A 23,861-nucleotide genomic window follows, 5' to 3' on the forward strand; every position below is an offset into this window, starting at 1 on the left:
ACCACTTTTTTGTGACAGGCTTCAAAAAAGTGAGTGAGCCCGCATCATGATGCGGGCTCTGACCATCAGAACTGGTAAACCAGACCTAACGCAACGACATCATCTGTGCTGATGCCGTTGTCTTTGTAGAAGTTGTCATCTTCATCCAGCAGGTTGATTTTATAATCAACGTAGGTGGACATGTTTTTGTTGAAGTAGTAGGTGACGCCTACGTCAGCATATTTAACCAGATCCTGGTCGCCCTGGCCGTTGCCGAGGTCCTTACCTTTCGACTGCAGGTAGGAAAGGGACGGACGCAGCCCAAAGTCGAACTGGTACTGTGCGGTCACTTCGAAGTTCTGCGTTTTGTTCGCTACGGCGTCGGTGTTATCGCCATACGGAGTCATATTGCGGGTTTCAGAATACATTGCCGCCAGATAGATGTTATTAGCGTCGTATTTCAGGCCCGCGGTCCATGCATCCGCTTTGTCACCACCCGCAGTGGTATTCATCACCTGCTCGTTGGTACGGTCAGAAGAGGTGTACGCGGCACCCGCAGTAATCCCCATACCAAAATCATAGGTGGTAGAAATACCGAAGCCGTCACCGTTCTCGTGACGCGTGTCGCGACCGTTGTTGGTGCCTTCCTGGTTGTTGCTGGCGTCTTCATTTTTGCCCTGATACTGCAGCGCAAAGTTCAGGCCCTGTACCAGACCATAGAAGTCGGTGTTACGGTAAGTTGCTACGCCATTGGCGCGGCCGGTCATGAAGTTGTCGGCTTTGGTGTAAGAGTCGCCACCGAATTCAGGCAGCATATCGGTCCAGCCTTCCACGTCGTACAGGACGCCGTAGTTACGACCGTAATCGAAGGAGCCGTAGTCACCCACTTTTACGCCGGCGAAGGCCAGACGCGTCCAGGACTGATTATCAGACCCTTCCGTGTTATTGGCCTGAATGTTGTATTCCCACTGCGCATAGCCGGTCATCGTGTTGTTGATCTGCGTTTCACCCTTGAAACCCAGACGCATGTAGGTCTGATCGCCGTCAGCACCTTTGTCATCGGAGAAGTAGTGCAGACCATCTACTTTTCCGTACAGATCTAATTTGTTACCGTCTTTATTATAAATTTCTGCCGCATGCGCAGCACCAGCCATTAACAGAGCCGGAATCATCAGAGCCAGTACTTTTCTTTGCATTATGATATTCCTTTGCAGTTGTTTTTATTTAATTACCTGTTGAACTTCCCGAATGAGAAAGTTGTCTCATGCTAAATCACTCCTGTGTAAGAGTAATAAAATATAATTGTTACGAACTAAGTAAAATCTAAACTGGATAAATCAGCGGAAATGGTCATTGGTTTGATGAATGATTTAAAACTAAGCATATTAAATTAAAATTATTAATCAGGCGTTAATTACGTTAATCTCAGCGGCGTTATATGCCTTTAAGATTATTTATCCATAATCCGTATGAATGTTATTTGGGAAACTAAAGAGATATTCATTGATTATCTGGATTAGCCCGGTGTGAAGACACCGGGCTTTTTTTATGGCAAAAAAATGCCCGGACAAGCCGGGCAGGGAAGTTAGTCGCTGGTTGATTTTTCGGCTTTACCCGCCAACTGTGCCAGGAAATCGTAGCGTTTTTGCAGATCGGCCGCCGCGTCTTTCCATAGCTGCTCAGCCACTTCCGGCTGCTGCGCGTTAAGGCGACGGAAGCGCTGCTCCTGCATTAACGTCTCGGCCAGGGCATCAGACGGCGGACGCGAATCCAGCGCCAGCGGTAATTTACCCTCATCCGCACGGCGCGGATCGAACCGGTACAGCGGCCAGAAGCCGGTCGCCGTCAGCTGACGCATCTGATCGTGGCTGAGCGCCAGGTCGTAGCCATGCTCTTCACAAGGGCTGTAGGCGATGATCAGCGACGGTCCAGGATAGGCTTCCGCTTCCTGAATCGCTTTCACCGTCTGGTTAAGCTGTGCCCCCAGCGAGATTTGCGCGACGTAGACGTGACCGTACATCATCATGCTCACGCCGAGATCCTTGCGCGCCTTCCGTTTACCGTGTTCACCGAATTTGGTCACGGCGCCTAACGGCGTGGCTTTTGACGCCTGACCGCCGGTGTTGGAATAACACTGCGTATCGAGAACCAGGATGTTGACGTTTTCGGTTAGGCTCAACACGTGATCCAGACCGCCGAAGCCGATGTCGTAGGCCCAGCCGTCACCGCCAATCAGCCAGATCGATTTTTCGACCAGGGCGTCCGCGTCGGTCAGCAGCTGTTCAGCACCCGCCACGCCCTGAAGCGCCTGACGCAGCTCAGCAACCTGCTCACGACGTACTTCTGGCGTTGCGTCCGCGTGAAGGGCGTCATTGAGCTCGGCTGGGATCTGCCCGGCAAACTGTTCCAGCAGGCGCATCACGCGCGCCCGATGCTGGTCGACGGTCAGTCGGAAGCCGAGACCGAATTCGGCGTTATCCTCGAACAGCGAGTTTGCCCACGCCGGACCGCGACCGTTGGCGTCGGTGGTGTAGGGGGTGGAGGGGAGATTGCCGCCATAAATTGAGGAGCAGCCGGTTGCGTTGGCAATCAACATCCGGTCACCGTACAGCTGGGTCAGCAGCTTGATATACGGCGTTTCACCGCACCCGGAGCAGGCACCGGAGTACTCAAACAGCGGCGTGATCAGCTGTGACGTACGAATATCAATACGCTCCAGTTTGCTGCGATCGATTTCCGGCAGATTCAGGAAGAAGTCATAGTTGACCTTCTCCTCCTCTACGTGCTCCAGACGCGACATCATATTGATGGCTTTGATCTCCGGATTCTGCCGGTCTTTCGCCGGACAGACTTCGACGCACAGGTTACAGCCGGTGCAGTCCTCCGGCGCGACCTGCAGAACGTATTTCTGTCCGCGCATATCGCGGGACTTCACATCCAGCGAATGCAGGCTGGCCGGCGCGGCTTCCATCTCTTCTGGCGAAACCACTTTGGCGCGAATGGCAGAGTGCGGGCAGGCCGCCACGCAGTGGTTACATTGGGTACACAGCTCTTCTTTCCAGATGGGGATCGCTTCGGCGATGTTGCGTTTTTCCCAGCGGGTGGTGCCCATCGGCCATGTCCCATCCGGCGGTAGCGCAGAGACGGGCAGGGCGTCACCCAGACCGGCGAGCATGGCCGCCGTCACGGTCTTCACGAAATCAGGCGCCTCATCGGACACCACCGGAGGACGGTTCGGGCTAGCGCCATTGACCGGCTGCAGAGGCACCTCGAACAGCGACTCGCGCGCCAGCGCCAGTGCCTGCCAGTTGCGCTCGACCAGCTCCTGCCCCTTGCTGCTGTAGCTTTTGGCAATCGCGCCCTGCAGTTCCACCAGCGCGCTGTCGCCCGGCAGGATGTTGGTCAGGTGGAAGAAGGCCATTTGCATAACGGTGTTGATACGCGCTGCCAGGCCGCATTCACGGGCAATTTTCGCGGCGTTAACAACATAGAAACGGGCTTTTTTCTGGTTTAACACCGCCTGAACTTCCTGCGGCAGGCGCGCCCAGACTTCATCAGCGCTGTATGGGGTATTGAGGAGGAAAATACCGCCGGGTTTCAGGCGCTCAGCCATCTGGTATTTATCGATAAACTGCAGCTGGTGGCAGCCAACAAAATCAGCCTGAGAAATAAGATAGGCGGAGCGGATAGGCTGTTCGCTAACGCGCAGGTGGGAAACGGTCAGGCCGCCGGCTTTTTTAGAGTCATAAACGAAGTAACCCTGGGCGTACCACGGCGTTGAGTTGCCGATGATTTTGATGTTGTTCTTGGTCGCGGAGACACTACCGTCGCTGCCCAGACCATAGAACAGCGCCTCAAGTTTAGCGGTCGACGGCAGAGTGTTTTCCGGCAAGGCCAGGGAGAGGTTGGTCACATCATCATAAATGCCGACGGTGAAGCGCGGCTTGGGCTTCGCCTCGCTTAGCTCGTTAAATACCGCCAGCACGCAGTCCGGTCCAAACTCCTTGGAGGACAAACCGTAGCGACCCCCGATGGTGCGCGGCAGCGTCTCACGTTCGCCATTATTAAAGGCTTCTGCCAGGGAGGTCATCACATCCAGATACAGAGGTTCCGCCTGCGCGCCCGGCTCTTTGGTACGGTCAAGCACCGCCACCGCGCGGGCGCTTTCAGGTAAAACGGAAAGCAGATGTTTAGCCGAGAACGGACGATAGAGACGCACTTTAAGTACGCCGACCTTTTCTCCGCGCGTCAGCAATTCGTCAACCACCTCTTCACAGGTGCCGATGGCTGAACCCATCAGCACAATCACCCGTTCCGCCTGCGGATGGCCGTAGTATTCAAACGGCTTATATTCCCGGCCGGTCGCAGCGGCAAAGTCGTTCATCGCCTGTTCAACATGGTCGTAAACCGCGTTGTACCACGGGTTCGTGGCCTCGCGGGACTGGAAATAGGTATCCGGATTGGCCGACGTTCCGCGAATAACCGGATGTTCCGGGTTAAGAGCCCGGGCGCGATGGGCGTCGATCTCTGCCTGCGGCAGCAGGTTCAGGATAGTATCGTCAGCCAGCGGGACAATTTTGTTGATTTCGTGAGAGGTGCGGAAACCATCAAAGAAGTGAATAAAAGGAACCCGGCTTTTGAGCGTGGCGATATGCGAAATTAAGGCAAAGTCCTGGGCTTCCTGAACGCTGCTGGCGCACAGCATCGCGCAACCGGTCTGGCGCACGGCCATCACGTCAGAGTGATCGCCAAATATCGAGAGCGCGTGGGTGGCAACGGTACGCGCGGCGACGTGCAGAACGAAGGGAGTCAGCTGACCGGCGAGCTTGTACAGCGTAGGGATCATTAACAACAATCCCTGAGAAGAGGTAAACGACGTGGACAGCGCGCCTGTCTGAAGCGCACCGTGTACCGTGGCAATCGCACCGGCCTCGGACTGCATTTCAACCACTCTCGGGACATCGCCCCAGACGTTTTTTAACCCGTTACCCGCCCAGGCATCCGCCTGCTCAGCCATGGTAGAGCTCGGCGTAATCGGGTAGATGGCGATAACTTCACTGGTGCGAAACGCGACTGAGGCAACCGCACCATTACCGTCAATAGTTTGCATAGGACAACACCCTTACATTGCGCAAAAAAATAGGGGTCTGTATTACGGCAACAAACCCTGAATATTATCTGTGTATTCTAGCAAACGGGTGATTTTTCGATTTTCGCTTTTGTGTCCTCGGTATTCTCGCCATCAATGAGTAGATCAAACTTTTGGCGAAAAAATTGCGAGAAATTGTTTCAGGAACGCATAAATACGCACTTCCGCTCTCGACGACGCGGGATGTGATGCCTATTATGCATAGGTTTCGCATTATTCATGGGGGAGAGAGCATGCGCTCAGCATTTTTGGTAGGGTGTGCCGCATTATTGTTGTCGGCATGTAGCAATGAACCTGTCCAGCAGGCAACGGCAGCCCACGTGGCGCCGGGAATGAAGGCGGCGATGTCCAGTTCCGGTCAGGCTAACTGCGCGATGATTGGCGGTTCGCTGTCGGTTGCCCGCCAGCTTGATGGTTCTGCTATCGGGATGTGCGCCTTGCCAAACGGCAAACGCTGCAGTGAACAGTCGCTTGCCGTTGGAAGCTGCGGTAACTACTGATTAGTCTGCGCGCTTAAACATCAGCGTTTTATCGGCTGTCGCCAGCGTTAACTGGTCTTCTGTCAGGTCGACCTGCGCCCCGTTGCGCAGCATGTCGCCGATGGCCTGATCCAGCTCATTCAGCTGCGGTTCAGTACAGAGCTTGCGCGTCATGGCCAGCGTTTTCACCTTAAGCTCGCCTTCGGACAATTTCCCCTGTCCGTTAAAGCGGTTACACATCGCACCAGACACGCTGATGTTATTAACCAGGCTGATATCTGGCAGCGCGCTAAAACCGATCTCAGGCTGCGCTGTCGCGGTCTTCACGGCCTTACCGTTCACATTTTCCAGCACAAAGCGGTGGTTTTTCAGTTGCTCCGGCTGTACGGAGGCTTTGCCCGGATTAACGCAGCCGGTAAGGACAAGACTAATAACACTTATCGCAATGAGCTTTTTCATTTTTCTTCTCAAACTATAAATACTGTGAATCTTTTTCCAGTGTAACGATACTCCGCGGTGCGTTAATGGGGTTTATCTGAAAGTGCGGGGGGGGAGGTGCCGGGCAACGCAGCGGCTGCCCGTAATTAAGGTTAATGCGATTTAAACCCTGCCGCCGTCATCAGCATACGGAAGAGCATGCTGACAGCCGCCAGCGCCAGTACGCTGCCACCCCAGATAATGGCCAGCCAGAGTAATCTTTTCCAGACCGGTTGTTGCATCAGTGATATCCCTCCCCATGCTGAACTTTGCCGCGAAATACGTAGTAGCTCCAGAAGGTGTAGACCAGAATAACGGGAATGATCAACAGCGCGCCCACCAGCATAAAGCCCTGGCTTTGCGTCGGCGCGGCGGCCTGCCACAGGGTGATCGACGGCGGAATGATGTGCGGCCAGATGCTGATCCCAAGCCCGCTAAAGCCGAGGAAAATCAGCCCCAGCGTGAGGATAAACGGTCGGCTATGGCTGTCGGGATTGTTCAGGCAGCGCCACTGGTACAGGCTAAAAATCACCACCAAGGCCGGGACAGGCAGCAGATAAAACAGATTCGGTAGCGTAAACCAGCGCGCAGCGATGTCCGGGTGTGCAAGCGGCGTCCAGAGGCTGATCGCCGCAATAAACGCCAGCAGCACGAGTAACAGCGTTTTCGAGACCTCGCGCATCCGCTGCTGCAGCGCGTTTTCGCTTTTCATCACCAGCCACGTAGAGCCTAACAGCGCATAGGCCACCACCAGACCTGCGCCGCAAAACAGATTAAACGCGGTAAACCAGTCAAAGGGCCCGCCGGTATAGGCCCGGCCGGTGACGGTAAAGCCGTTAATGACGGCCCCCACCGTCACGCCCTGGGTAAACGTTGCCAGAATGGAACCGCCTATAAACGCCTTATCCCAGAAGGGGCGGTGGGCCGGCGTGGCTTTAAAGCGAAACTCAAACGCCACGCCGCGGAATATAAGTCCGATCAGCATTAACGTCAGCGGAATGGTCAGGGCATCAACGATCACCGCATAGGCCAGCGGGAATGCGCCGAAGAGGGCGGCTCCGCCAAGCACCAGCCAGGTTTCATTTCCGTCCCAGACCGGCGCAACGCTATTGACCATCACGTCGCGATCGTCGGTGTTTTGCGTTGCCGGGAACAGAATACCTATCCCCAGATCAAAACCGTCCATCACGATATACATCAGCGTGGCGAAGACGATGATGACAAACCAGATAATGGAAAGATCGATACCCATTATGGCAGCTCCTTATGTTCAGCGGTGACGGCAGAAAGCGGGCGCGCCGGACGTCCGTCGGACTCGGTGGCGAAAGATTCATGCGGCTGCGGGCCTTTTCGGATGAGGCGCACCATGTAGCTGTAACCCACGCCGAATACCGAGGTGTAAACGACAAAGAAGGCCAGCAGGCTCACGCTCATATGCAGATCGCCATGGGCAGAAACCGCATCCTTCGTTCGCTGAAGTCCGTAGACCACCCACGGCTGGCGGCCCACTTCGGTGGTGATCCATCCGGCCAGAATCGCAATCAGCCCGGAGGGCCCCATCAGCAGTGCAAACCACAGGAAAGGGCGGGAAGAATAAACGCGCTTTTTATAGCGCAGCCAGAGTGCGGTTACGCCAAGCAGCAGCATCAGCATGCCCAGGCCCGCCATAATGCGGAATGACCAGAAGACGATGGTGGAGTTAGGGCGATCTTCCTTCGGAAACTCTTTGAGTGCCGGAACCTGTTTTTCCAGGCTGTGGGTCAGGATAAGGCTCCCCAGCGCCGGGATCTCCAGCCCAAAGCGGGTGCGCTCCTGTTCCATATCCGGCCAGCCAAACAGCAGCAGCGGGGTAGGCTCGCCCGGCGGATTTTCCCAGTGCCCTTCGATGGCGGCAATTTTCGCGGGCTGGTGCTTCAAGGTGTTCAGCCCGTGCATATCGCCCACCATGGCCTGGATGGGCGCGACGATCAGCGTCATCCACAGCGCCATTGAAAACATTGCGCGGATCGCAGGGGTATTATTCCCGCGCAGCAGGTGCCATGCTGCAGATGCGCCAACAAACAGGGCGCTGCTCAGGAACGCGGCTATCGACATATGCAGCAGGCGGTAAGGGAAGGAGGGGTTAAACACCACGGCGAACCAGTCCACCGGTACCACTTGACCGTTGACGATCTCATAGCCCTGCGGGGTTTGCATCCAGCTGTTCGAAGAGAGGATCCAGAAGGTGGAGATAATGGTGCCCAGCGCCACCATGCAGGTGGAAAAGAAGTGCAGTCCCGGCCCGACCTTATTCCAGCCGAACAGCATCACGCCGAGGAACCCGGCTTCGAGGAAGAAGGCGGTAAGCACTTCATAGGTCAGCAGCGGGCCGGTAATGCTGCCGGCAAACTGCGAAAAACCACTCCAGTTGGTGCCAAACTGGTAGGCCATTACCAGCCCGGAGACCACGCCCATGCCAAAGTTAACGGCAAAAATCTTCGACCAGAAATGGTACAGCGAGCGCCAGACCGGATTTTTTGTTTTCAGCCACAGGCCTTCGAGCACGGCAAGGTAGCTTGCCAGGCCGATGGTGATGGCCGGGAAAATAATGTGAAAGGATACGGTAAACGCAAACTGTATCCGCGCAAGGTGAAAAGCATCTAAACCAAACATGCACAGCCTCAATGTCAAACGGTGTGCTGTTATGGTATAGGGGCGAAAATCAGACTATCAGACGCAGAAAAGCGATTTTTAAACATAACAGTTGGTGTAAAAACCCTGCTCTAGGCATCTGATATACGTCGGGGTTAGGGAATAAAAATACTCTTTTTATGAATTTTACGCATAAAACTGCTTGCCTTGTCGTCAGCGCCGTGCGTTAATGGTCTTCTGGTTTTGAGTCCAAATAAATATCTGACGTAGTTTTATAAAGCAGTTCTCATCACGTTGTGCCTCTCCGCAGCCTCTCTTGGGTCTTTATCTACTTTCCGATTAGTTTTGTTTAAAACCATTATTGCCCAATCGGCCCATTAGTAATTTACGTTTTACGTTTCAGGAGAATCCTATGACTTCTTACATCCATTTTCGCTGCCCGTGCTGTCATGGCTCGCAGTACCGTACCTCAGTCTTTGATGTGTCTGAGAAAAACCCGCTCGGCGCGAAATGCATCTTTTGCAAATCGTCGATGATTACGCTCGACCACCTGGCCGCTGCGCGTCAGGCGCAAAGCCACATCACCGAGTACCGTAAGTAATTCATTTTCAAAACTATAACAGTTAGCTAAATCTTCTCTTTTTCTCCTGCTGATATACACTGTCAGTCATAAGGAGAATCTGATGAAAAAATACCAGCGTCTGGCGCAACAAATTATCTCGCAGATTGAGCTTGGCGTATGGCTGCCGGGCGATAAGCTGCCTTCCCTGCGAGAGCAGGTGGCGAGCAGCGGCATGAGTTTTATGACCGTTGGCCACGCGTATCAGATGCTGGAAAGTCAGGGGCGCATTGTCGCCAGACCGCAGTCGGGCTATTACGTTGCCTCGCGCCCGACCGCACAACAGCCTGCGCCACCCGCTCAGGTGATGCGTGACGAAGCGGTGGATATCAATACCTACATCTTCGAGGTCTTACAGGCCAGCCGCGACCCCTCCGTTGTTCCTTTTGCTTCCGCGTTTCCCGACCCTCGGCTTTTCCCGCTTCAGCAGCTCAACCGCTCGCTGGCAAACGTAAGCAAAACCGCGACGGCGATGAGCGTGATTGAAAACCTGCCGCCGGGTAACGTCGATCTCCGTCACGCCATTGCCCGCCGATACGCGCAGCAGGGAATGAATATCTCCCCAGAAGAGATCGTGATCACCGCCGGCGCGCTCGAAGCGCTCAATCTCAGCCTGCAGGCGGTAACCGAGCCCGGCGACTGGGTGATTGTAGAAAACCCCTGTTTCTACGGTGCGCTGCAGGCGCTGGAACGCCTGAAGCTCAAAGCCTTGTCGATTGCAACGGACGTCCGCGAGGGGATCGATCTCAACGCCCTGGAACAGGCGCTGAATGAGTATCCGGTCAAAGCCTGCTGGATCATGACCAACAGCCAAAACCCGCTTGGCTTCACGCTGAGCGCGGAGAAAAAAGCGCAGCTTGTCGCGCTGTTAACGCAGCACAACGTCCCGCTGATTGAAGATGATGTCTACAGCGAACTCTATTTTGGGCGTGAAAAGCCGCTACCGGCGAAAGCCTGGGATCGTCAGGACATGACGCTCCACTGCTCGTCCTTTTCAAAATGTCTGGTGGCCGGTTTTCGCATCGGGTGGGTCGCGGCGGGAAAACACGCGCGGCGCATTCAGCAGCTGCAGCTGATGAGCACGCTCTCAACCAGCTCTCCCATGCAGCTGGCGCTGGTGGATTACCTGGCGACCAGGCGCTACGACGCCCATCTTCGCCGCCTGCGACGAACCCTGGCCGAGCGAAAGCAGCAGGCCTGGCAGTCACTTCTGCGCCATATGCCTGCCGGCGTCAAAATTCATCATAACGACAGCGGCTACTTTTTATGGCTGGAACTTCCGGCACCGCTGGATGCGGGACTTCTGAGCGAAAAGGCCTTAATGCACCACATCAGCATTGCTCCCGGAAAGATGTTTTCCACCTCGGACGCGTGGACGCCGTTCTTTCGTTTTAATACCTCGTGGGCCTGGGGAGAGCGGGAAGAGCAGGCGGTCATTCAGTTAGGGAAATTAATTAGCAGCATGCTGGAATAATTTTCCTCGCCCGCAATTAAATAATCATTTCTTATCCTGATGACGGCACTGTGAATATTTCGAGGTGCCGTATCATAGGAAATCTGCATACCGTCTCTCGCGGCTAACTCCTTGTCTATAATCCAGTTAACGGGGAATGCGCCCTCGGTCACACCTTGATGAAATTTCCTTAAGCCGCACGGTGCGGCGCATTTGCGCGGTCTACGTTTAATTAGGGAGATATTTTTACGGCACGGCTGCCGCTAAATTTCATTGCGACAGGAGTAATTCTTATGAGCAAAAAATTTGCCCGCAGCAGCCTGTGTGCGCTCGGCATGACTATCATGACAGCGCAAGCCGCAGAACCGCCGAAGGCCATTGGCGACGGGGAAGGACGGCTGGATATTATTGCCTGGCCGGGATACATCGAGCGGGGGCAGACGGATAAAAACTATGACTGGGTCACCCAGTTTGAAAAAGAGACCGGTTGCGCGGTCAACGTCAAAACGGCGGCCACGTCGGATGAAATGGTCAGCCTGATGGCGAAAGGGGGATACGACCTGGTCACCGCGTCGGGTGATGCGTCGCTCCGCCTGATCATGGGTAAACGCGTTCAGCCGATTAACCCCGATCTCATCCCCAACTGGAAAACCCTCGATGCTCGGATAGTGAAAGGTGAATGGTTTAACGTCGGCGGTAAAGTCTACGGCACGCCGTACCAGTGGGGGCCAAACCTGCTGATGTACAACACCAAAACCTTCCCGACGCCGCCGGACAGCTGGAGCGTGGTCTTTACCAAACAGGATCTTCCGGACGGTAAAACCAATCAGGGACGCGTTCAGGCCTATGACGGCCCGATTTACATCGCCGATGCGGCGCTGTTTGTCAAAGCCACTCAACCTCAGCTGGGGATCAAAGACCCGTACCAGCTCACTGAAGAACAGTATGCCGCCGTGCTTAAGGTGCTTCGCGATCAGCATGCCCTGATCCACCGCTACTGGCACGACACCACCGTTCAGATGAGCGACTTCAAAAATGAAGGCGTCGTGGCCTCCAGCGCCTGGCCATATCAGGCGAATGCCCTGAAGGCCGAAAACCAGCCCGTTGCCACCGTCTTCCCGAAAGAGGGAGTAACCGGCTGGGCGGACACCACCATGCTGCACGCGCAGGCAAAACACCCGATGTGCGCCTACAAGTGGATGAACTGGTCGCTCACGCCAAAAGTGCAGGGCGATCTGGCCGCCTGGTTTGGCTCGCTGCCCGTCGTCCCGGAAGGGTGTAAGGCCAGCACGCTGCTGGGGGATAAAGGCTGCGAAACAAACGGCTATAATGAGTTCGACAAAATCATGTTCTGGAAAACCCCTATCGCAGAAGGCGGCAAATTTGTGCCTTACAGCCGCTGGACGCAGGATTACATCGCCATCATGGGTGGCCGTTAATCGCCCGGGAGCAGAACATGACGTACGCGGTAGAGTTTAATAATGTTTCCCGCCTGTACGGTGACGTGCGGGCGGTGGATGGGGTCACCATTGCGATCCGTGACGGAGAATTTTTCTCCATGCTGGGGCCTTCGGGCTCCGGCAAAACCACCTGCCTGCGCCTGATCGCCGGTTTTGAACAGCTGTCAGGCGGCACGATTTCTATCTTCGGCAAAGAGGCGAGCGAACTGCCGCCCTGGGAGCGGGACGTGAACACCGTGTTCCAGGACTACGCGCTGTTCCCGCATATGTCGATCCTCGATAACGTCGCCTACGGGCTGATGGTAAAAGGCATCGATAAGAAAAAACGCCATGCGCAGGCTCGTGACGCCCTGGAAAAAGTGGGCCTGAGCTTTGCCGTCGCCCGCAAACCGTCGCAACTTTCCGGCGGCCAGCGCCAGCGCGTCGCCATCGCCCGAGCGCTGGTCAATGAGCCGCGCGTGCTGCTGCTGGACGAGCCCTTAGGTGCGCTCGATCTCAAACTGCGTGAGCAGATGCAGTTCGAGCTGAAGAAACTTCAGCAGGAACTCGGCATCACCTTTATTTTCGTCACCCATGACCAGGGTGAAGCCCTTTCCATGTCCGACCGGGTGGCGGTGTTCAATAACGGTCGCATCGAGCAGGTGGATACCCCGCGCGATCTCTACATGCGGCCGCGCACGCCGTTTGTCGCCGGTTTTGTCGGCACGTCCAACGTTTTTGACGCGGCCCTTGCGCAGAAACTGTGCGGCATGGAGGGCGCTTATTCGCTGCGCCCGGAACATATTCGCCTTAACGAGAGCGGTGAAGTTCAGGTTCAGGGATGCGTGCAGGCCGTTCAGTACCAGGGCGCCGCCACGCGTCTGGAGCTGAAACTCGACAATGGCGCAAAACTGCTGGTGAGCCAGGCCAACCTCAGTGACGCCTCGCCGCTGAGCGGCGTTGCGCCGGGGCAGGTCGTCATGGCGTCGTGGTCGCGCGAGGCGATGATCCGCCTTCACGAGGAGAGGTGAAATGGATATGAGCGTTGCGCATCCTCCCGCCTCTCGCAGCCAACTGAGCCGCCTGACGGCACTGTTCTGGCGTAGGCCGTCGCTCGGGTTGTTCCTGCTTCTGCTTGCACCGCTGATGTGGTTCGGCATCGTCTATTTAGGATCGCTGCTGACCCTGCTGTGGCAGGGGTTTTACACCTTTGACGACTTCACCATGGCGGTCACGCCGGACCTGACCCTGGCGAACATTCAGGCGCTCTTTAACCCGGCAAACTACGACATCATCCTGCGCACGTTAACCATGGCTATTGCGGTGACCATCGCCAGCGCCATCCTGGCGTTCCCGATGGCCTGGTACATGGCGCGATACACCCGCGGCAAGTGGAAAGCGTTCTTCTATATCGCCGTGATGCTTCCGATGTGGGCGAGCTACATCGTCAAAGCCTACGCCTGGACGCTGCTGCTGGCGAAGGACGGCGTGGCGCAATGGTTTCTCAGCCACATGGGGCTGGAGCCGATCCTGACCTCGCTCCTTACGCTCCCGGCGATTGGCGGCAACACCTTGTCCACCTCAGGGCTGGGGCGGTTTCTGGTCTTCGTCTACATCTGGCTGCCGTTTATGATCCTGCCTGTCCAGGCGGCGCTGGAGCGCCTGCCGGCTTCTTTACTGCAGGCCTCTGCCGACCTTGGCGCACGACCCCGACAGACCTTTCGCTACGTCGTTCTGCCGCTGGCGATCCCAGGCATTGCGGCGGGCTCGATATTCACCTTTTCCCTGACGCTGGGGGATTTCATTGTTCCCCAGCTGGTGGGGCCGCCGGGCTATTTCATCGGCAATATGGTTTATTCCCAGCAGGGGGCTATCGGCAATATGCCGATGGCCGCCGCGTTCACGCTGGTTCCCATCGTGCTGATTTCTCTCTATCTGGCGTTCGTGAAGCGCCTGGGAGCATTCGATGCACTCTGAACGCGCACCATTGTTCCTGAAAGTGGCAGCGTGGGGAGGGGTTATCTTCCTGCACTTCCCGCTGCTGATTATCGCAACCTATGCTTTTAATACCGAAGATGCCGCCTTCAGCTTTCCGCCGCAGGGGCTGACGCTGAAGTGGTTTAGCGTGGCGGCGGGGCGTGGGGACATTATCGAATCCGTGACGTTGTCACTTCAAATTGCCGCGCTCTCCACCGCGATAGCCCTTGTGCTTGGCACGCTTGCTGCAGCGGCGCTGTGGCGAAGCGAGTTTTTTGGCAAGAATGCGATCTCACTGCTGCTGCTGTTGCCGATTGCATTACCGGGGATCATCACCGGCCTGGCGCTGCTGACCGCATTCAAAACCATCAACCTTGAGCCGGGCTTTTTCACCATCGTGGTGGGACACGCCACCTTTTGCGTGGTGGTGGTGTTTAACAACGTGATTGCCCGGTTCAGACGCACTTCCTGGAGCCTGGTGGAAGCGTCGATGGATCTCGGGGCCGACGGCTGGCAAACCTTCCGCTATGTCGTGCTGCCCAATCTGGGTTCAGCGCTGCTGGCCGGGGGAATGCTGGCGTTTGCCCTGTCGTTTGACGAGATAATCGTCACAACGTTCACGGCGGGACACGAGCGCACGTTACCGCTGTGGTTGCTCAACCAGCTCGGGCGTCCGCGCGACGTGCCGGTCACTAACGTCGTTGCACTGCTGGTGATGCTGGTGACAACCATCCCCATTCTGGGAGCCTGGTGGCTAACCCGCGACGGCGAAAATATTGCCGGTAGCGGGAAATAACATTGATTTCAACAGGACAATGCTATGCAAACACATCTGCTGATTAAGGGTGAACTGGTTGCCGGAGAAGGCGAGAAACAGCCGGTTTATAATCCGGCCACCGGAGAGGTACTGCTGGAAATTGCTGAAGCCTCGCCGGCCCAGGTCAACGCGGCGGTAGAGGCCGCTGACCAGGCTTTTATCGACTGGGGGCAGACCACGCCCAAAGCGCGCGCTGAGTGCCTGCTGAAGCTGGCCGACGCCATTGTGGCGCAGGGTGAAGAGTTTGCCCGGCTTGAGTCTCTCAACTGCGGCAAGCCGCTGCATTGCGCCCTCGGGGACGAAATTCCGGCGGTGGTCGACGTTTTCCGCTTCTTTGCCGGGGCGGCCCGCTGCCTGAACGGGCTGGCCGCCGGAGAGTACCTTGATGGCCACACGTCAATGATCCGTCGTGACCCGGTGGGCGTGATTGCTTCTATCGCGCCGTGGAACTACCCGCTGATGATGGCCGCGTGGAAGCTCGCACCCGCGCTGGCCGCCGGAAACTGCGTGGTGATCAAACCCTCCGAAATTACGCCGCTGACGGCGCTGAAGCTGGCGGAGCTGGCAAAGGATATCTTCCCTGCGGGCGTGCTGAACGTGCTGTTCGGACGGGGTAAGACGGTAGGCGATCCGCTGACCGGGCATGAAAAGGTCCGCATGGTCTCGCTGACCGGTTCGATTGCGACCGGGGAACATATCATCGGCCATACGGCGTCCTCCATTAAACGTACCCACATGGAGCTGGGCGGAAAAGCGCCGGTTATCGTGTTTGATGATGCCGATCTGGATGCGGTTGTCGAAGGCGTGAGGACGTTTGGTTTCTACAATGCCGGGCAGGACTGTACGGCGGCCTGCCGTATTTATGCCCAGAAGGGGATTTATGCCCAACTGGTGGAAAAACTGGGCGCAGCGGTAGCCAGCCTCAAAATGGGCGCCCCGGAGGATGGGAATACCGAACTGGGACCGCTCAGCTCGGCGGCCCATCTTTCACGCGTCTGTCAGGCGGTCGACGAGGCAAAAGCGCTCGGCCATATCCGCGTTGTCACTGGCGGGAGCAAAAAAGAGGGGGCGGGCTACTACTTCCAGCCAACCCTGCTGGCGGGGGCAAAACAGGACGATGCCATCGTTCAGCGCGAGGTGTTTGGCCCGGTGGTGAGCGTCACCGAGTTTGACGACGAGGCGCAGGTGCTGGCCTGGGCGAACGATTCACAGTACGGATTGGCATCGTCGGTCTGGACGAAAGACGTGGGCCGCGCCCATCGTCTGAGCGCGCGCCTGCAGTACGGCTGCACCTGGGTGAATACCCATTTTATGCTGGTGAGCGAAATGCCGCACGGCGGCATGAAATTGTCCGGCTACGGAAAGGATATGTCGGTATATGGGCTTGAGGACTATACGGTTGTCCGGCATGTGATGATAAAACACTAAGAATCATGCCCGGCGGCCAGTACCGCCGGGCGTTTTCTTACCAGCCACAAACCTCGTGCTCATTTTCCGTGTCATAAGCGCGAACGGTATTCACCAGATCCTTCACTACGTCTGCGGCCACGTCCGGGATGAGCAACTCCATTGGGGCGTCTGTTTCATAGTCCACCGAGACGCCGTTGCTGTTGTTGGTCACGGTCACGGTGTACGTTGCTTTACCCACGCTGTTACTCCTTATGTGTATTAACCACTTTTCCGATACCTGCGCCCTGAAGCGTAACGTCAGGGTCGGCAAAAAAGTCGATATTGAAATACGTATCGTCGGTCAATAACTCAATGCGGTGCCATTTTTGCGGCGGTGAGATGCCAAACGATCCGGCTTCGATCACCAGTTCCAGATCCGGTTCTGTCGCGTCTCCATCCGGGAAGCCAAAATAGCGCACGGCGCCCTGCATCACGGACAAACGGCCGTAGACGCTGGCTTTCGTATTATGATGGGTGAAAAGGGCTTTTGGTGCCGTGTCTTTGTTCCAGAATGGCGTGGAGCGGGTATGAACAAAATTCTCAGGAATACGTAGCATAATGGTTTCCTCGTAAGTGCAAGCCACTTAAAGCGACCTCAGTACCTCGGGTTCGACGAAAAAGTCGATGTTGAACAGCGTGTCATCGGACATCACTTCGATGTGGTGCCATTTCTCAGGCGGAAAAACGCCGAAGTGGCCAGCCTTTATAATCAACGTGCTGTCAGGCTCGGGAGTCAATTCATCGGCATAGCCTAAGTAACGTACGGCACCCTGCATGACGGTCAGGCGAGGATAAACGCCCGGACGGGTACCCGTGTCGAGATGACGCTGAAAGATCCCGGCAGGTGCGGTGCTTTTATTCCAGAAAGGGGTGGAGCGGGTATGAATACAACTCGGCGGAATGCGTAGCATATTGCCTCCCATGAATGTCTGCCTTTATTAGACGCCTTTTCAGGAAACAGCATTTATCAAAAAGTGCATTTTAAATGCATCTTATCAATAATAGTTATTACCCGCTCTCCCGGCTTGTTACGCAAGATACTCAGTTGTTATTAGCCATAATATTTAAGTGGTTATCGTGTAACGAAAAAACTTGATCTGTATCAACATATGACGCATATTGCGTGCGGTTATTTTTTCGGCTCTGGTATCAAGAATGACGTTGTATCAAAAGATGTTGGTTTTTTACGCAATCATGGCTTCCATCTGCGCATTAATTACCTGGTTCCTCTCCAAAGACCGCAAACGTATCCGCCTGCTCAGCGCTTTTCTGGTGGGATCAACCTGGCCAATGAGCTTTCCCGTTGCGCTGCTGATCTCGCTTTTCTGAAGCACGCTTCCCGTTTTAAAAAATGAACGTAGCATTCCGGATGTGATGACTGTATAAATACACAGTGAGTCATAAAAGGAGTGCTTATGAACAGTTTTTACTCGCAGCAGGCCGGCTGCACCGTGCGCTGGCATGATTTGCCCGGCACCGGCGATCCCGTGGTGTTCATTCACGGTCTGGGCTGCGCCGCTTCCTATGAATATCCCCGTGTCGTTTGTGACCCTCTTTTTAGCGCGCGCAGAGCCATTCTCATCGATCTACCCGGCAGCGGTTACAGCGACAAACCTCTGCATTACTCCTACCGAACAACTGACCAGGCCCGCGTCGTCGTTGAGCTGATTAACCATCTCAAGCTTGATGCCTTATGGCTTTATGGTCACAGCATGGGCGGCAGTATTGCTATCGAAACGGCGGGGCTGCTGGGCAACCGCGTTAAGGGACTGATGGTGTCAGAACCTAATTTTCACGCGGGCGGGGGCATGTTCAGCCGGTCTATTGCGGCACACACCGAGCAACAGTTTCTGGAGCAGGGTTATGACGCCATGCTGCGGGCAGAAACCACGGCGTGGGCGGGGTGCCTGCAGAGCAATGCCCCTTATGCAGTCTGGCGCGGTGCATCGAGTCTGGTGGAAGGCGTTGAGCCAGACTGGGAGGCGCAATTCCTGTCACTCCCGTGCCCGGTGACGTTGATTTTCGGCGAGCTGTCGCTGCCTGATGACGACGTGGATAATCTGAAGCAGAAGGGCGTTGCGGTGAAAATTATCCCTGCGGCGGGGCACTCAATGTCGTGGGAAAACCCTTCTGCGCTGGCGCAGACGCTAGCGGACTGTATGGCCCGCACTGCTGCGGGCCAAAAAATCAGAATGTAGGCCGGGTAAGCGCAGCGCTACCCGGCAAGAAAGGCTAATCAACGCAATAACGCGTGCAACGCCTGACGCGCACCAGGCTGGACATCATGCGGGTGCTGGTAATCAATGTTCTCTATCGCTCGGCTATAGAGCGCGACCAGCCAGTCGTAAACGTACGCGGTGGCCGCGTGCACGGGCTGTTCCCCCAGGCGCGTCAGGCGGGGCTCGGCGCTGCTGACCACTGGCGTAATGAAGATTGGCTGTCCCTTGCGGATGCGGCTTGCCGGACGCGTCGCCGCGGGCGTCTGGTCGTAACCCAGCCAGCCAATGAAGTTACCCATTACGGCATGCAGCTGTGCAGCGCTGCTTTTGTCCGCTTCGACAATACGCTGAAGCTGCTGAGGCAGATCCAGCCGGTAGCTGGTGACGACCAGAACATCCGCGATTTGCTGTAACACCGCGGGTTCCAGCCCAAGACGGGCGGCCGTGGCCTCATTGCGGCTCCACTGACGCAGATGGTTTATCCATACTCTGTGCGCCATACGCGCTTTGTCTTTTGTCTGGAACAGTCCGGCGCTTTCCTGGGTGCTATCGGCAAACAGGTCAATGCTATCCGTAAACAGCCCGTTAACCTGTTCCTCGCGCGGCTGCTGAACGGCCAGCAGCGTTTCAAAGGCTTTTAGCGGCGGCAGCAGGCCATCAAGCAGCTCGCCGTGGCGGGCGGCGCTGCTTTGCAGCGTACGCACCATGCTCTCTGCCTGAGTGCGTCGGGTACCCGGCTCTTCAACCAGCGGTGCCAGATAGCTTTGCATCAGCGACGAGAGTTCCTGCCGCAGCGCGTTTTTCAGCGTGCTGAGACGCTTTATTCGCTGCGCGGGGAGCGTGGCCTGAGACAGCCACTCGATGACGCGCTGCATGCTGTGGCTGTCCAGCGCCTGCAGCGTGCCCCAGCGTAAACCCGGTTTCCCGAGCAGATGCTGTACGGCTTCATCAAGATTCTGCCGGGTGGTAAAGCGGGCGTCGTGCGGGGTAATCGCCCATACCAGGCCCGGCAGGGCAGAGTCTTCAGCAGGCTGCGTCTCTTTAACCCAGTTCATCAACACTTTTGCTTTTTTAGCCGTCTGTTCGTGGTGCGCCGTTGCATTGCAAATGACCAGCACATCCGGCTGCAGCTGTTGACGGTAGTGCTCGAGTAGCCACTGGGATTTTGCCTGGCGCAGCGGGTCGGCACGGTTATCTTCGAAAACCGGGATATCTATAATATCGACGTTATCCAGCGCGCCGTTCTCAACCGGCAGCACCAGCTCGCGGGTCAGGAAGGCAAGCACATCGACGGGAACGCTGATGGCGTTGAGCATCTCACCGTTATTCAGCGGATGAAGCAGCGTCTCCTGCGCGTCCTGAAGGGCCGGCGTGCCGTCGTGCGTCAGGAACCCTTCACCCGGCAGACCAAAGCTGTCCACCAGCAGGCTGAGCGGGGCGGCAAGCTCGCTGGCGTGGCTGGTCTGATGCAGCACGTGGGCCAGGCTTAACCACTGCTGGGTCAGCTCCTGCTGCTCGCCCCACAGCAGCGACCAGACGCTGGCCCGGGTGCTGAGATCGAGCGAAGGCACCAGCTGGGCAAACGCATGCCACAGGGCATCGTCAATTTGCTGTTTGGCGGCGGGCACCGTGCTCTGCCAGAAGCGGGCAATCGCGCCGACTTCCTGAGCCGTGATGCCGGGTACGCCCTGAGGCTGGCGCAGGCCGCGCCATTTTTCCAGACGCGTTTCAATGACCGCCTTATCCACCGCGCGCATCTGCGGATGCAGCGTCGTGCGGGCAATAAACAGCTGCACCAGCTCGGCCTCGGTGACCAGGCTCAGGCGCAGCGGGAACGCCTCATCGGCCACCGCCGGGTTTTCCCGGGTGAAGCGGACGGCCATGTTAGTCAGGGCATGTCCCGGATTGATATGCGAAAAATAGTCAAACGTGCGCTGGCCCGGCGTCACGTTCAGGCGTCCATTGCCGCTGCCGCACAGAGACAACAACAGGTGCGCTTTCGCGCTCTGCGAATGGCCGTAAAGCCCGATGCTGCTCTGGCGGGTCATGGCGCGTTCAATAGCCTGCTCCCGCGCCTGCGCCGCGTTGATGCGGGCAAGCAGGGCGTCGGCATCGTTATCCAGCACAGGGGCGTTCAGCCGCGTCTCATTAATCCACCCGATTAAGGCCTGAGTGGTGGTCGTCGTCGCTGTCATTTCAGGTATACGCTCCCGCTGTCGATCCAGTAATGGCTGCCGCTGTGTCGGCGATCGGCCAGAGTATTCAGTTTGAAGGTTAATGCGTCAGGAGCCACCGGCGTGCCGTCCTGCAGCCAGGCATCGCTCAGCTCGAAGGCCTCCGGACCTTCCTGCTTGCTGCCGCCGCAGAGCTTGAGGCGCACGTTCAGCACGCCATCGCCGGCAATCGCTTTCGCCAGTTCAGCCGAGTTAATGCTGAGCGTGTAGAGCGGCGTGGCGGGCCAGCGCGCGTTCGCCAGCTGGCGGAAGCCGAGGGTGACGTTACCGCGCAGCGGGAAGTGCAGACGCGCGTCGAGCTTCGCGCCAGGCTTATCGAGATCGATATCCTGATACCAGACGTTTTCCTCGCGCAGGGTGTTGACGGTGTTATCCAGCACGCCCAGATAGCGCACGGTTGAATACGCGCCAATGTCCGCGGCTTTAAAGTTGAAGCGCGGCAGGCGCAGGTCGAGCGCCAGGCTGCAGAGCATGGCCCCCACGGCTGCCGTCGATTTCGGGTTGCCAATGCGCCCCTGCTGGCTGAACGGATACCACTCGTGCACCTGATATTTATCCAGCCAGACGATGCGGTTGACCGGCACCGGCTGCAGATGGCGAATGAGCGCCTGAACGCCGGGCAGGCAGCCAGGGCGACCGGTGATCAGCAGAATATCGCAGCTGTAATGTGAAATTGCCTCACACACCGCATGGAGCGGTGAGGCCAGCGTAAACTGCCCGGCCAGCATCGCATCCTGCATTTCGCGGAAATTGACGTGCAGCGGCACGGCGAAGAGGTCAAAAGCGTCTGAACCCGCAGGCAGCGCGTGATCGATCGCCTGCTGCAGGTAATTCATTACGTTGCGGGTCGGTTTCTGCGCCAGGAGATCGCCAAAGGTGGCATGCAGACCGGCCAGCGGATCGTCAACGTCGCTTGACTCCCACGCGGCAAGAATGGCATGGCCAATCGGCATAAAGAGCTGAAGTGCCGTCTGCTGGCGGAGTACGGCCTGGGTATCAATGCGCCCGGAGTCGCCGAACAGTGAAGCCATCAGCAGCGAGGCGTCCGCGATACCGGATTTCTGCAGCTGCGTTTGCAGGGCGGGCAGCACGTAGCGCTGGATCACGTCGAGAAGCGTGTCGTCGCCCGCCACCTTAAAGCCTTCGCGGAACAGCAGCTGCGGGGTAATTTTGACGTTATTCCCGGAGCCGTCGTCCAGCTGATAGTGGGTGATCGCCATGTCCGTTGTGCCGCCGCCGATGTCGATGGAGGCAACGCGCAATGCGCGTCCCGGCTGAACACCCGGCTCAGGGGCGCGGTCCGGGCGGGCAAGGGAGGCGAAGAAGGCTTCCGTCTGGCCGCCAAAGCGGGAGATCGCTTCGTTATACAGCCAGACCAGCTGACCGCAGCTGGCTTCATCCCACTCCATCTGAATTTCAGGCACCGGCACCACGCTCTTATCCTGCTGCTTGCGGGTGACAAAATCCTCATCCTGCGGGTGCCAGCCCATCGCTTTCCAGACGATAGCGATGGCTTCGAACATGCGGCGACGGAAAATCTCGCGCTCCTGCTTTGGCATGGCGGAGGGCAGCGTCAGGATCAGGGTGCGCAGCTGGCGTGGAGACGCCGGGAAGCCGAGACGCAGGCGCGTGGCGACGCTGTTGATCTGCCCCAGGGCCTGAGCCAGCAGCTCGCACAGCATGTGCGTCATCAGCGTGCTGCGGCTGTACTGCGGCGAGAAGACCGGCAGCCGCTCGTCCTGCGGCAGCGTGAAGAGCGGCTCACCGTCATCGTTCATCAGGTTCATCAGCGGAAACGCGGTGGCAAGCGGCTCACGCTGAGTTTTGCTGTTCATCTGGCTAAAGCGCCAGTCCTGTACCACCGGCGTTTCATCCCACAGGTAGCGACGCGGGCTGGAGATACCGCTGTTGCCTTCGGTACCCAGACGCTGCATCGCCAGCTTGCGGGCTTCATCGCCGACGCGGACAATCGACGGCCAGACAAAGGCATCTTCGCGACCGCTTTCAACCGAGAAGTGCTGCTTGCCAAAACGCGCTTCGGAAAACTCGAGGCGGCTGGTGAACAGCGGCTCGTTCAGGAACTGCGGCTCGCTTAATGAGCGTACCTGCAGTTCGGCGGTCTGGCGCAGCCCATCGTTCGCATCGCCGTGGTCTTCAATAATGACGCCGCAGGTGTGGGTATTGCCCACGTCGAGGATCAGGTCGACCGGAATGGCAGGCGTGCTGAGCGTATGGGTAACAAATTTCACTTCCGGCACGGTGAGCTGCTCGCCGAGCATGGTCAGCACGTTGAGCCAGTGGGCCTGATACTCAAAACTGCGCATCGCCTGCTGGAGATCGCGTTCCGAGCGGTTCTCAACGCCGTCGGCGTACTGGGTAAAAGCCTCGCGCAGCCAGCCGTCAATCCAGGTCTGGTCAAGGAAGCTTTCAACCTCATTGTCTCGCCAGGCCAGCGCGAAGCGGGTGCCGTTCAGAATATCGTTTTCGACCGGGGACAGGGCGGACGTGGCATGTTCGGCAATCTGGCTGTCAAGCGCGAGGGTCACGCGGTGCGTATTGCCTGCCGCGTCGGGTGTTTCAAGCTTGCGCACCTGAACGCGGGCCCAGTTATCCGGGCCTTCAACAAAGGTCCGCGGCGGGTTGAAGCGCAGGAACGGAACCGGAAGCCAGACGCCATCGAGCCCCGCCAGCGACTGATGTAGCGGGATGGTGGTTTCCGGTTTGACCACTTCAGGCTGCCCGCCGTTCGTTCCCGGCAGGGTGTAGCGCCCGTTGACCAGGTCGAAATCGAGTCGCAAAAGCGGGCCGTTCGCGGTTTTACGTACGAAGCGCCCGTGGCTGGCGGTGTCCTGCGGCGTCAGACCGAAATCAAGGAACTGCACGCCGCTGTTAGCGATAAGCGTGACGCTTTGTTTATAGTCGCAAAGATTTACCAGCAT

The 23,861-nt window shown here is 57.1% G+C and carries 21 protein-coding genes; 10 read left to right on the forward strand and 11 right to left on the reverse strand.

Going from position 1 to position 23,861, the window contains the following annotated elements; translation table 11 throughout:
* Positions 1-65: 65 nt before the first annotated feature.
* A complete protein-coding gene (gene ompC, locus ABR39_RS19800; RefSeq protein WP_047348331.1) occupies positions 66-1,175 on the reverse strand; it encodes a porin OmpC in 1,110 nt (369 codons plus the stop codon).
* A 389-nt stretch (positions 1,176-1,564) separates the two neighbouring features.
* Positions 1,565-5,089: a pyruvate:ferredoxin (flavodoxin) oxidoreductase gene (gene nifJ, locus ABR39_RS19805; RefSeq protein WP_047348332.1), complete on the reverse strand. Its 3,525-nt coding sequence runs from the start codon at positions 5,087-5,089 to the stop codon at positions 1,565-1,567.
* A gap of 272 nt (positions 5,090-5,361) precedes the next feature.
* Here nifJ and ABR39_RS19810 point away from each other — a divergent pair, with 272 nt between their 5' ends.
* A complete protein-coding gene (locus ABR39_RS19810) occupies positions 5,362-5,628 on the forward strand; it encodes a putative hemolysin (protein WP_047349054.1) in 267 nt (88 codons plus the stop codon).
* On the opposite strand, the gene hslJ is transcribed toward ABR39_RS19810, so the two are convergent.
* The 4 genes from hslJ to ABR39_RS19825 all read right to left on the reverse strand — a co-directional run bounded on the left by hslJ (position 5,629) and on the right by ABR39_RS19825 (position 8,736).
* Positions 5,629-6,066: a heat shock protein HslJ gene (gene hslJ / locus ABR39_RS19815; protein WP_047348333.1), complete on the reverse strand. Its 438-nt coding sequence runs from the start codon at positions 6,064-6,066 to the stop codon at positions 5,629-5,631.
* A 131-nt stretch (positions 6,067-6,197) separates the two neighbouring features.
* Positions 6,198-6,326, reverse strand: coding sequence for a DUF2474 domain-containing protein (locus ABR39_RS24255; RefSeq protein WP_008501283.1), 129 nt, complete (start codon positions 6,324-6,326; stop codon positions 6,198-6,200).
* Positions 6,326-7,336: a cytochrome d ubiquinol oxidase subunit II gene (cydB, locus tag ABR39_RS19820; RefSeq protein ID WP_047348334.1), complete on the reverse strand. Its 1,011-nt coding sequence runs from the start codon at positions 7,334-7,336 to the stop codon at positions 6,326-6,328. The genes ABR39_RS24255 and cydB overlap by 1 nt, the downstream gene beginning before the upstream one ends.
* Entirely contained in the window at positions 7,336-8,736 is a 1,401-nt protein-coding gene (locus tag ABR39_RS19825) for a cytochrome ubiquinol oxidase subunit I (RefSeq protein WP_047348335.1), read from the reverse strand. Before ABR39_RS19825 ends, cydB begins: the two co-directional genes overlap by 1 nt.
* 391 nt (positions 8,737-9,127) lie before the next feature.
* Here ABR39_RS19825 and ABR39_RS19830 point away from each other — a divergent pair, with 391 nt between their 5' ends.
* The 7 genes from ABR39_RS19830 to patD all read left to right on the forward strand — a co-directional run bounded on the left by ABR39_RS19830 (position 9,128) and on the right by patD (position 16,448).
* A complete protein-coding gene (locus ABR39_RS19830) occupies positions 9,128-9,316 on the forward strand; it encodes a hypothetical protein (protein ID WP_047348336.1) in 189 nt (62 codons plus the stop codon).
* A gap of 82 nt (positions 9,317-9,398) precedes the next feature.
* Positions 9,399-10,808 carry a PLP-dependent aminotransferase family protein gene (locus tag ABR39_RS19835; RefSeq protein ID WP_047348337.1) on the forward strand — a complete coding sequence of 470 codons (1,410 nt, stop codon included), beginning with the start codon at positions 9,399-9,401 and terminating at the stop codon, positions 10,806-10,808.
* Between the two features lie 272 nt (positions 10,809-11,080).
* Positions 11,081-12,226: a putative ABC transporter substrate-binding protein YdcS gene (gene ydcS, locus ABR39_RS19840; protein WP_047348338.1), complete on the forward strand. Its 1,146-nt coding sequence runs from the start codon at positions 11,081-11,083 to the stop codon at positions 12,224-12,226.
* Positions 12,227-12,243: 17 nt separating this feature from the next.
* Positions 12,244-13,257, forward strand: a complete 1,014-nt coding sequence (locus ABR39_RS19845) for an ABC transporter ATP-binding protein (protein WP_047348339.1) — start codon at positions 12,244-12,246, stop codon at positions 13,255-13,257.
* A gap of 7 nt (positions 13,258-13,264) precedes the next feature.
* Positions 13,265-14,203, forward strand: a complete 939-nt coding sequence (locus ABR39_RS19850) for an ABC transporter permease (protein ID WP_430748984.1) — start codon at positions 13,265-13,267, stop codon at positions 14,201-14,203.
* A complete protein-coding gene (locus tag ABR39_RS19855) occupies positions 14,193-14,999 on the forward strand; it encodes an ABC transporter permease (RefSeq protein WP_008501291.1) in 807 nt (268 codons plus the stop codon). The genes ABR39_RS19850 and ABR39_RS19855 overlap by 11 nt, the downstream gene beginning before the upstream one ends.
* A gap of 24 nt (positions 15,000-15,023) precedes the next feature.
* Entirely contained in the window at positions 15,024-16,448 is a 1,425-nt protein-coding gene (gene patD, locus ABR39_RS19860) for an aminobutyraldehyde dehydrogenase (RefSeq protein WP_047348341.1), read from the forward strand.
* 37 nt (positions 16,449-16,485) lie between these two features.
* Here patD and ABR39_RS19865 read toward each other — a convergent pair whose 3' ends face one another.
* From ABR39_RS19865 to ABR39_RS19875, 3 genes are read right to left on the reverse strand one after another with little or no spacing between them, the layout of a single operon-like run.
* Positions 16,486-16,668, reverse strand: coding sequence for a DUF1869 domain-containing protein (locus ABR39_RS19865; RefSeq protein WP_047348342.1), 183 nt, complete (start codon positions 16,666-16,668; stop codon positions 16,486-16,488).
* Positions 16,669-16,672: 4 nt separating this feature from the next.
* Entirely contained in the window at positions 16,673-17,026 is a 354-nt protein-coding gene (locus ABR39_RS19870) for a DUF1971 domain-containing protein (protein WP_047348343.1), read from the reverse strand.
* A gap of 27 nt (positions 17,027-17,053) precedes the next feature.
* Positions 17,054-17,380 carry a DUF1971 domain-containing protein gene (locus tag ABR39_RS19875; RefSeq protein ID WP_047349055.1) on the reverse strand — a complete coding sequence of 109 codons (327 nt, stop codon included), beginning with the start codon at positions 17,378-17,380 and terminating at the stop codon, positions 17,054-17,056.
* 244 nt (positions 17,381-17,624) lie between these two features.
* Between ABR39_RS19875 and ABR39_RS24260 the strand changes: the two genes are divergently transcribed.
* Complete coding sequence (locus tag ABR39_RS24260) at positions 17,625-17,798, forward strand: GhoT/OrtT family toxin (RefSeq protein WP_003856960.1); 174 nt, start codon at positions 17,625-17,627, stop codon at positions 17,796-17,798.
* Positions 17,799-17,884: 86 nt separating this feature from the next.
* Entirely contained in the window at positions 17,885-18,667 is a 783-nt protein-coding gene (locus ABR39_RS19880; RefSeq protein ID WP_047348344.1) for an alpha/beta fold hydrolase, read from the forward strand.
* A 38-nt stretch (positions 18,668-18,705) separates the two neighbouring features.
* Here ABR39_RS19880 and ABR39_RS19885 read toward each other — a convergent pair whose 3' ends face one another.
* Positions 18,706-20,883, reverse strand: a complete 2,178-nt coding sequence (locus ABR39_RS19885) for a virulence factor SrfC family protein (protein WP_047348345.1) — start codon at positions 20,881-20,883, stop codon at positions 18,706-18,708.
* Positions 20,880-23,861, reverse strand: coding sequence for a virulence factor SrfB (locus ABR39_RS19890; RefSeq protein ID WP_047348346.1), 2,982 nt, complete (start codon positions 23,859-23,861; stop codon positions 20,880-20,882). Before ABR39_RS19890 ends, ABR39_RS19885 begins: the two co-directional genes overlap by 4 nt.

Source organism: Enterobacter genomosp. O (assembly GCF_001022965.1).
In the GTDB taxonomy this organism is placed as follows: Bacteria; Pseudomonadota; Gammaproteobacteria; order Enterobacterales; family Enterobacteriaceae; genus Enterobacter; species Enterobacter cloacae_L.

Coding starts and splice junctions, on each gene's coding strand:
- hslJ (WP_047348333.1), bottom strand. CDS start 6,066: ATGAAAAAGCTCATTGCGATAAGTGTTATTAGTCTTGTCCTTACCGGC.
- ABR39_RS19845 (WP_047348339.1), top strand. CDS start 12,244: ATGACGTACGCGGTAGAGTTTAATAATGTTTCCCGCCTGTACGGTGAC.
- ompC (WP_047348331.1), bottom strand. CDS start 1,175: ATGCAAAGAAAAGTACTGGCTCTGATGATTCCGGCTCTGTTAATGGCT.
- cydB (WP_047348334.1), bottom strand. CDS start 7,336: ATGGGTATCGATCTTTCCATTATCTGGTTTGTCATCATCGTCTTCGCC.
- ABR39_RS19870 (WP_047348343.1), bottom strand. CDS start 17,026: ATGCTACGTATTCCTGAGAATTTTGTTCATACCCGCTCCACGCCATTC.
- ABR39_RS19885 (WP_047348345.1), bottom strand. CDS start 20,883: ATGACAGCGACGACGACCACCACTCAGGCCTTAATCGGGTGGATTAAT.
- ABR39_RS19855 (WP_008501291.1), top strand. CDS start 14,193: ATGCACTCTGAACGCGCACCATTGTTCCTGAAAGTGGCAGCGTGGGGA.
- patD (WP_047348341.1), top strand. CDS start 15,024: ATGCAAACACATCTGCTGATTAAGGGTGAACTGGTTGCCGGAGAAGGC.
- ABR39_RS24260 (WP_003856960.1), top strand. CDS start 17,625: ATGACGTTGTATCAAAAGATGTTGGTTTTTTACGCAATCATGGCTTCC.
- ABR39_RS19850 (WP_430748984.1), top strand. CDS start 13,265: ATGAGCGTTGCGCATCCTCCCGCCTCTCGCAGCCAACTGAGCCGCCTG.
- ABR39_RS19875 (WP_047349055.1), bottom strand. CDS start 17,380: ATGCTACGCATTCCGCCGAGTTGTATTCATACCCGCTCCACCCCTTTC.
- ABR39_RS19880 (WP_047348344.1), top strand. CDS start 17,885: ATGAACAGTTTTTACTCGCAGCAGGCCGGCTGCACCGTGCGCTGGCAT.
- ABR39_RS24255 (WP_008501283.1), bottom strand. CDS start 6,326: ATGCAACAACCGGTCTGGAAAAGATTACTCTGGCTGGCCATTATCTGG.
- ABR39_RS19890 (WP_047348346.1), bottom strand. CDS start 23,861: ATGCTGGTAAATCTTTGCGACTATAAACAAAGCGTCACGCTTATCGCT.
- ABR39_RS19830 (WP_047348336.1), top strand. CDS start 9,128: ATGACTTCTTACATCCATTTTCGCTGCCCGTGCTGTCATGGCTCGCAG.
- nifJ (WP_047348332.1), bottom strand. CDS start 5,089: ATGCAAACTATTGACGGTAATGGTGCGGTTGCCTCAGTCGCGTTTCGC.
- ABR39_RS19810 (WP_047349054.1), top strand. CDS start 5,362: ATGCGCTCAGCATTTTTGGTAGGGTGTGCCGCATTATTGTTGTCGGCA.
- ABR39_RS19825 (WP_047348335.1), bottom strand. CDS start 8,736: ATGTTTGGTTTAGATGCTTTTCACCTTGCGCGGATACAGTTTGCGTTT.
- ABR39_RS19835 (WP_047348337.1), top strand. CDS start 9,399: ATGAAAAAATACCAGCGTCTGGCGCAACAAATTATCTCGCAGATTGAG.
- ydcS (WP_047348338.1), top strand. CDS start 11,081: ATGAGCAAAAAATTTGCCCGCAGCAGCCTGTGTGCGCTCGGCATGACT.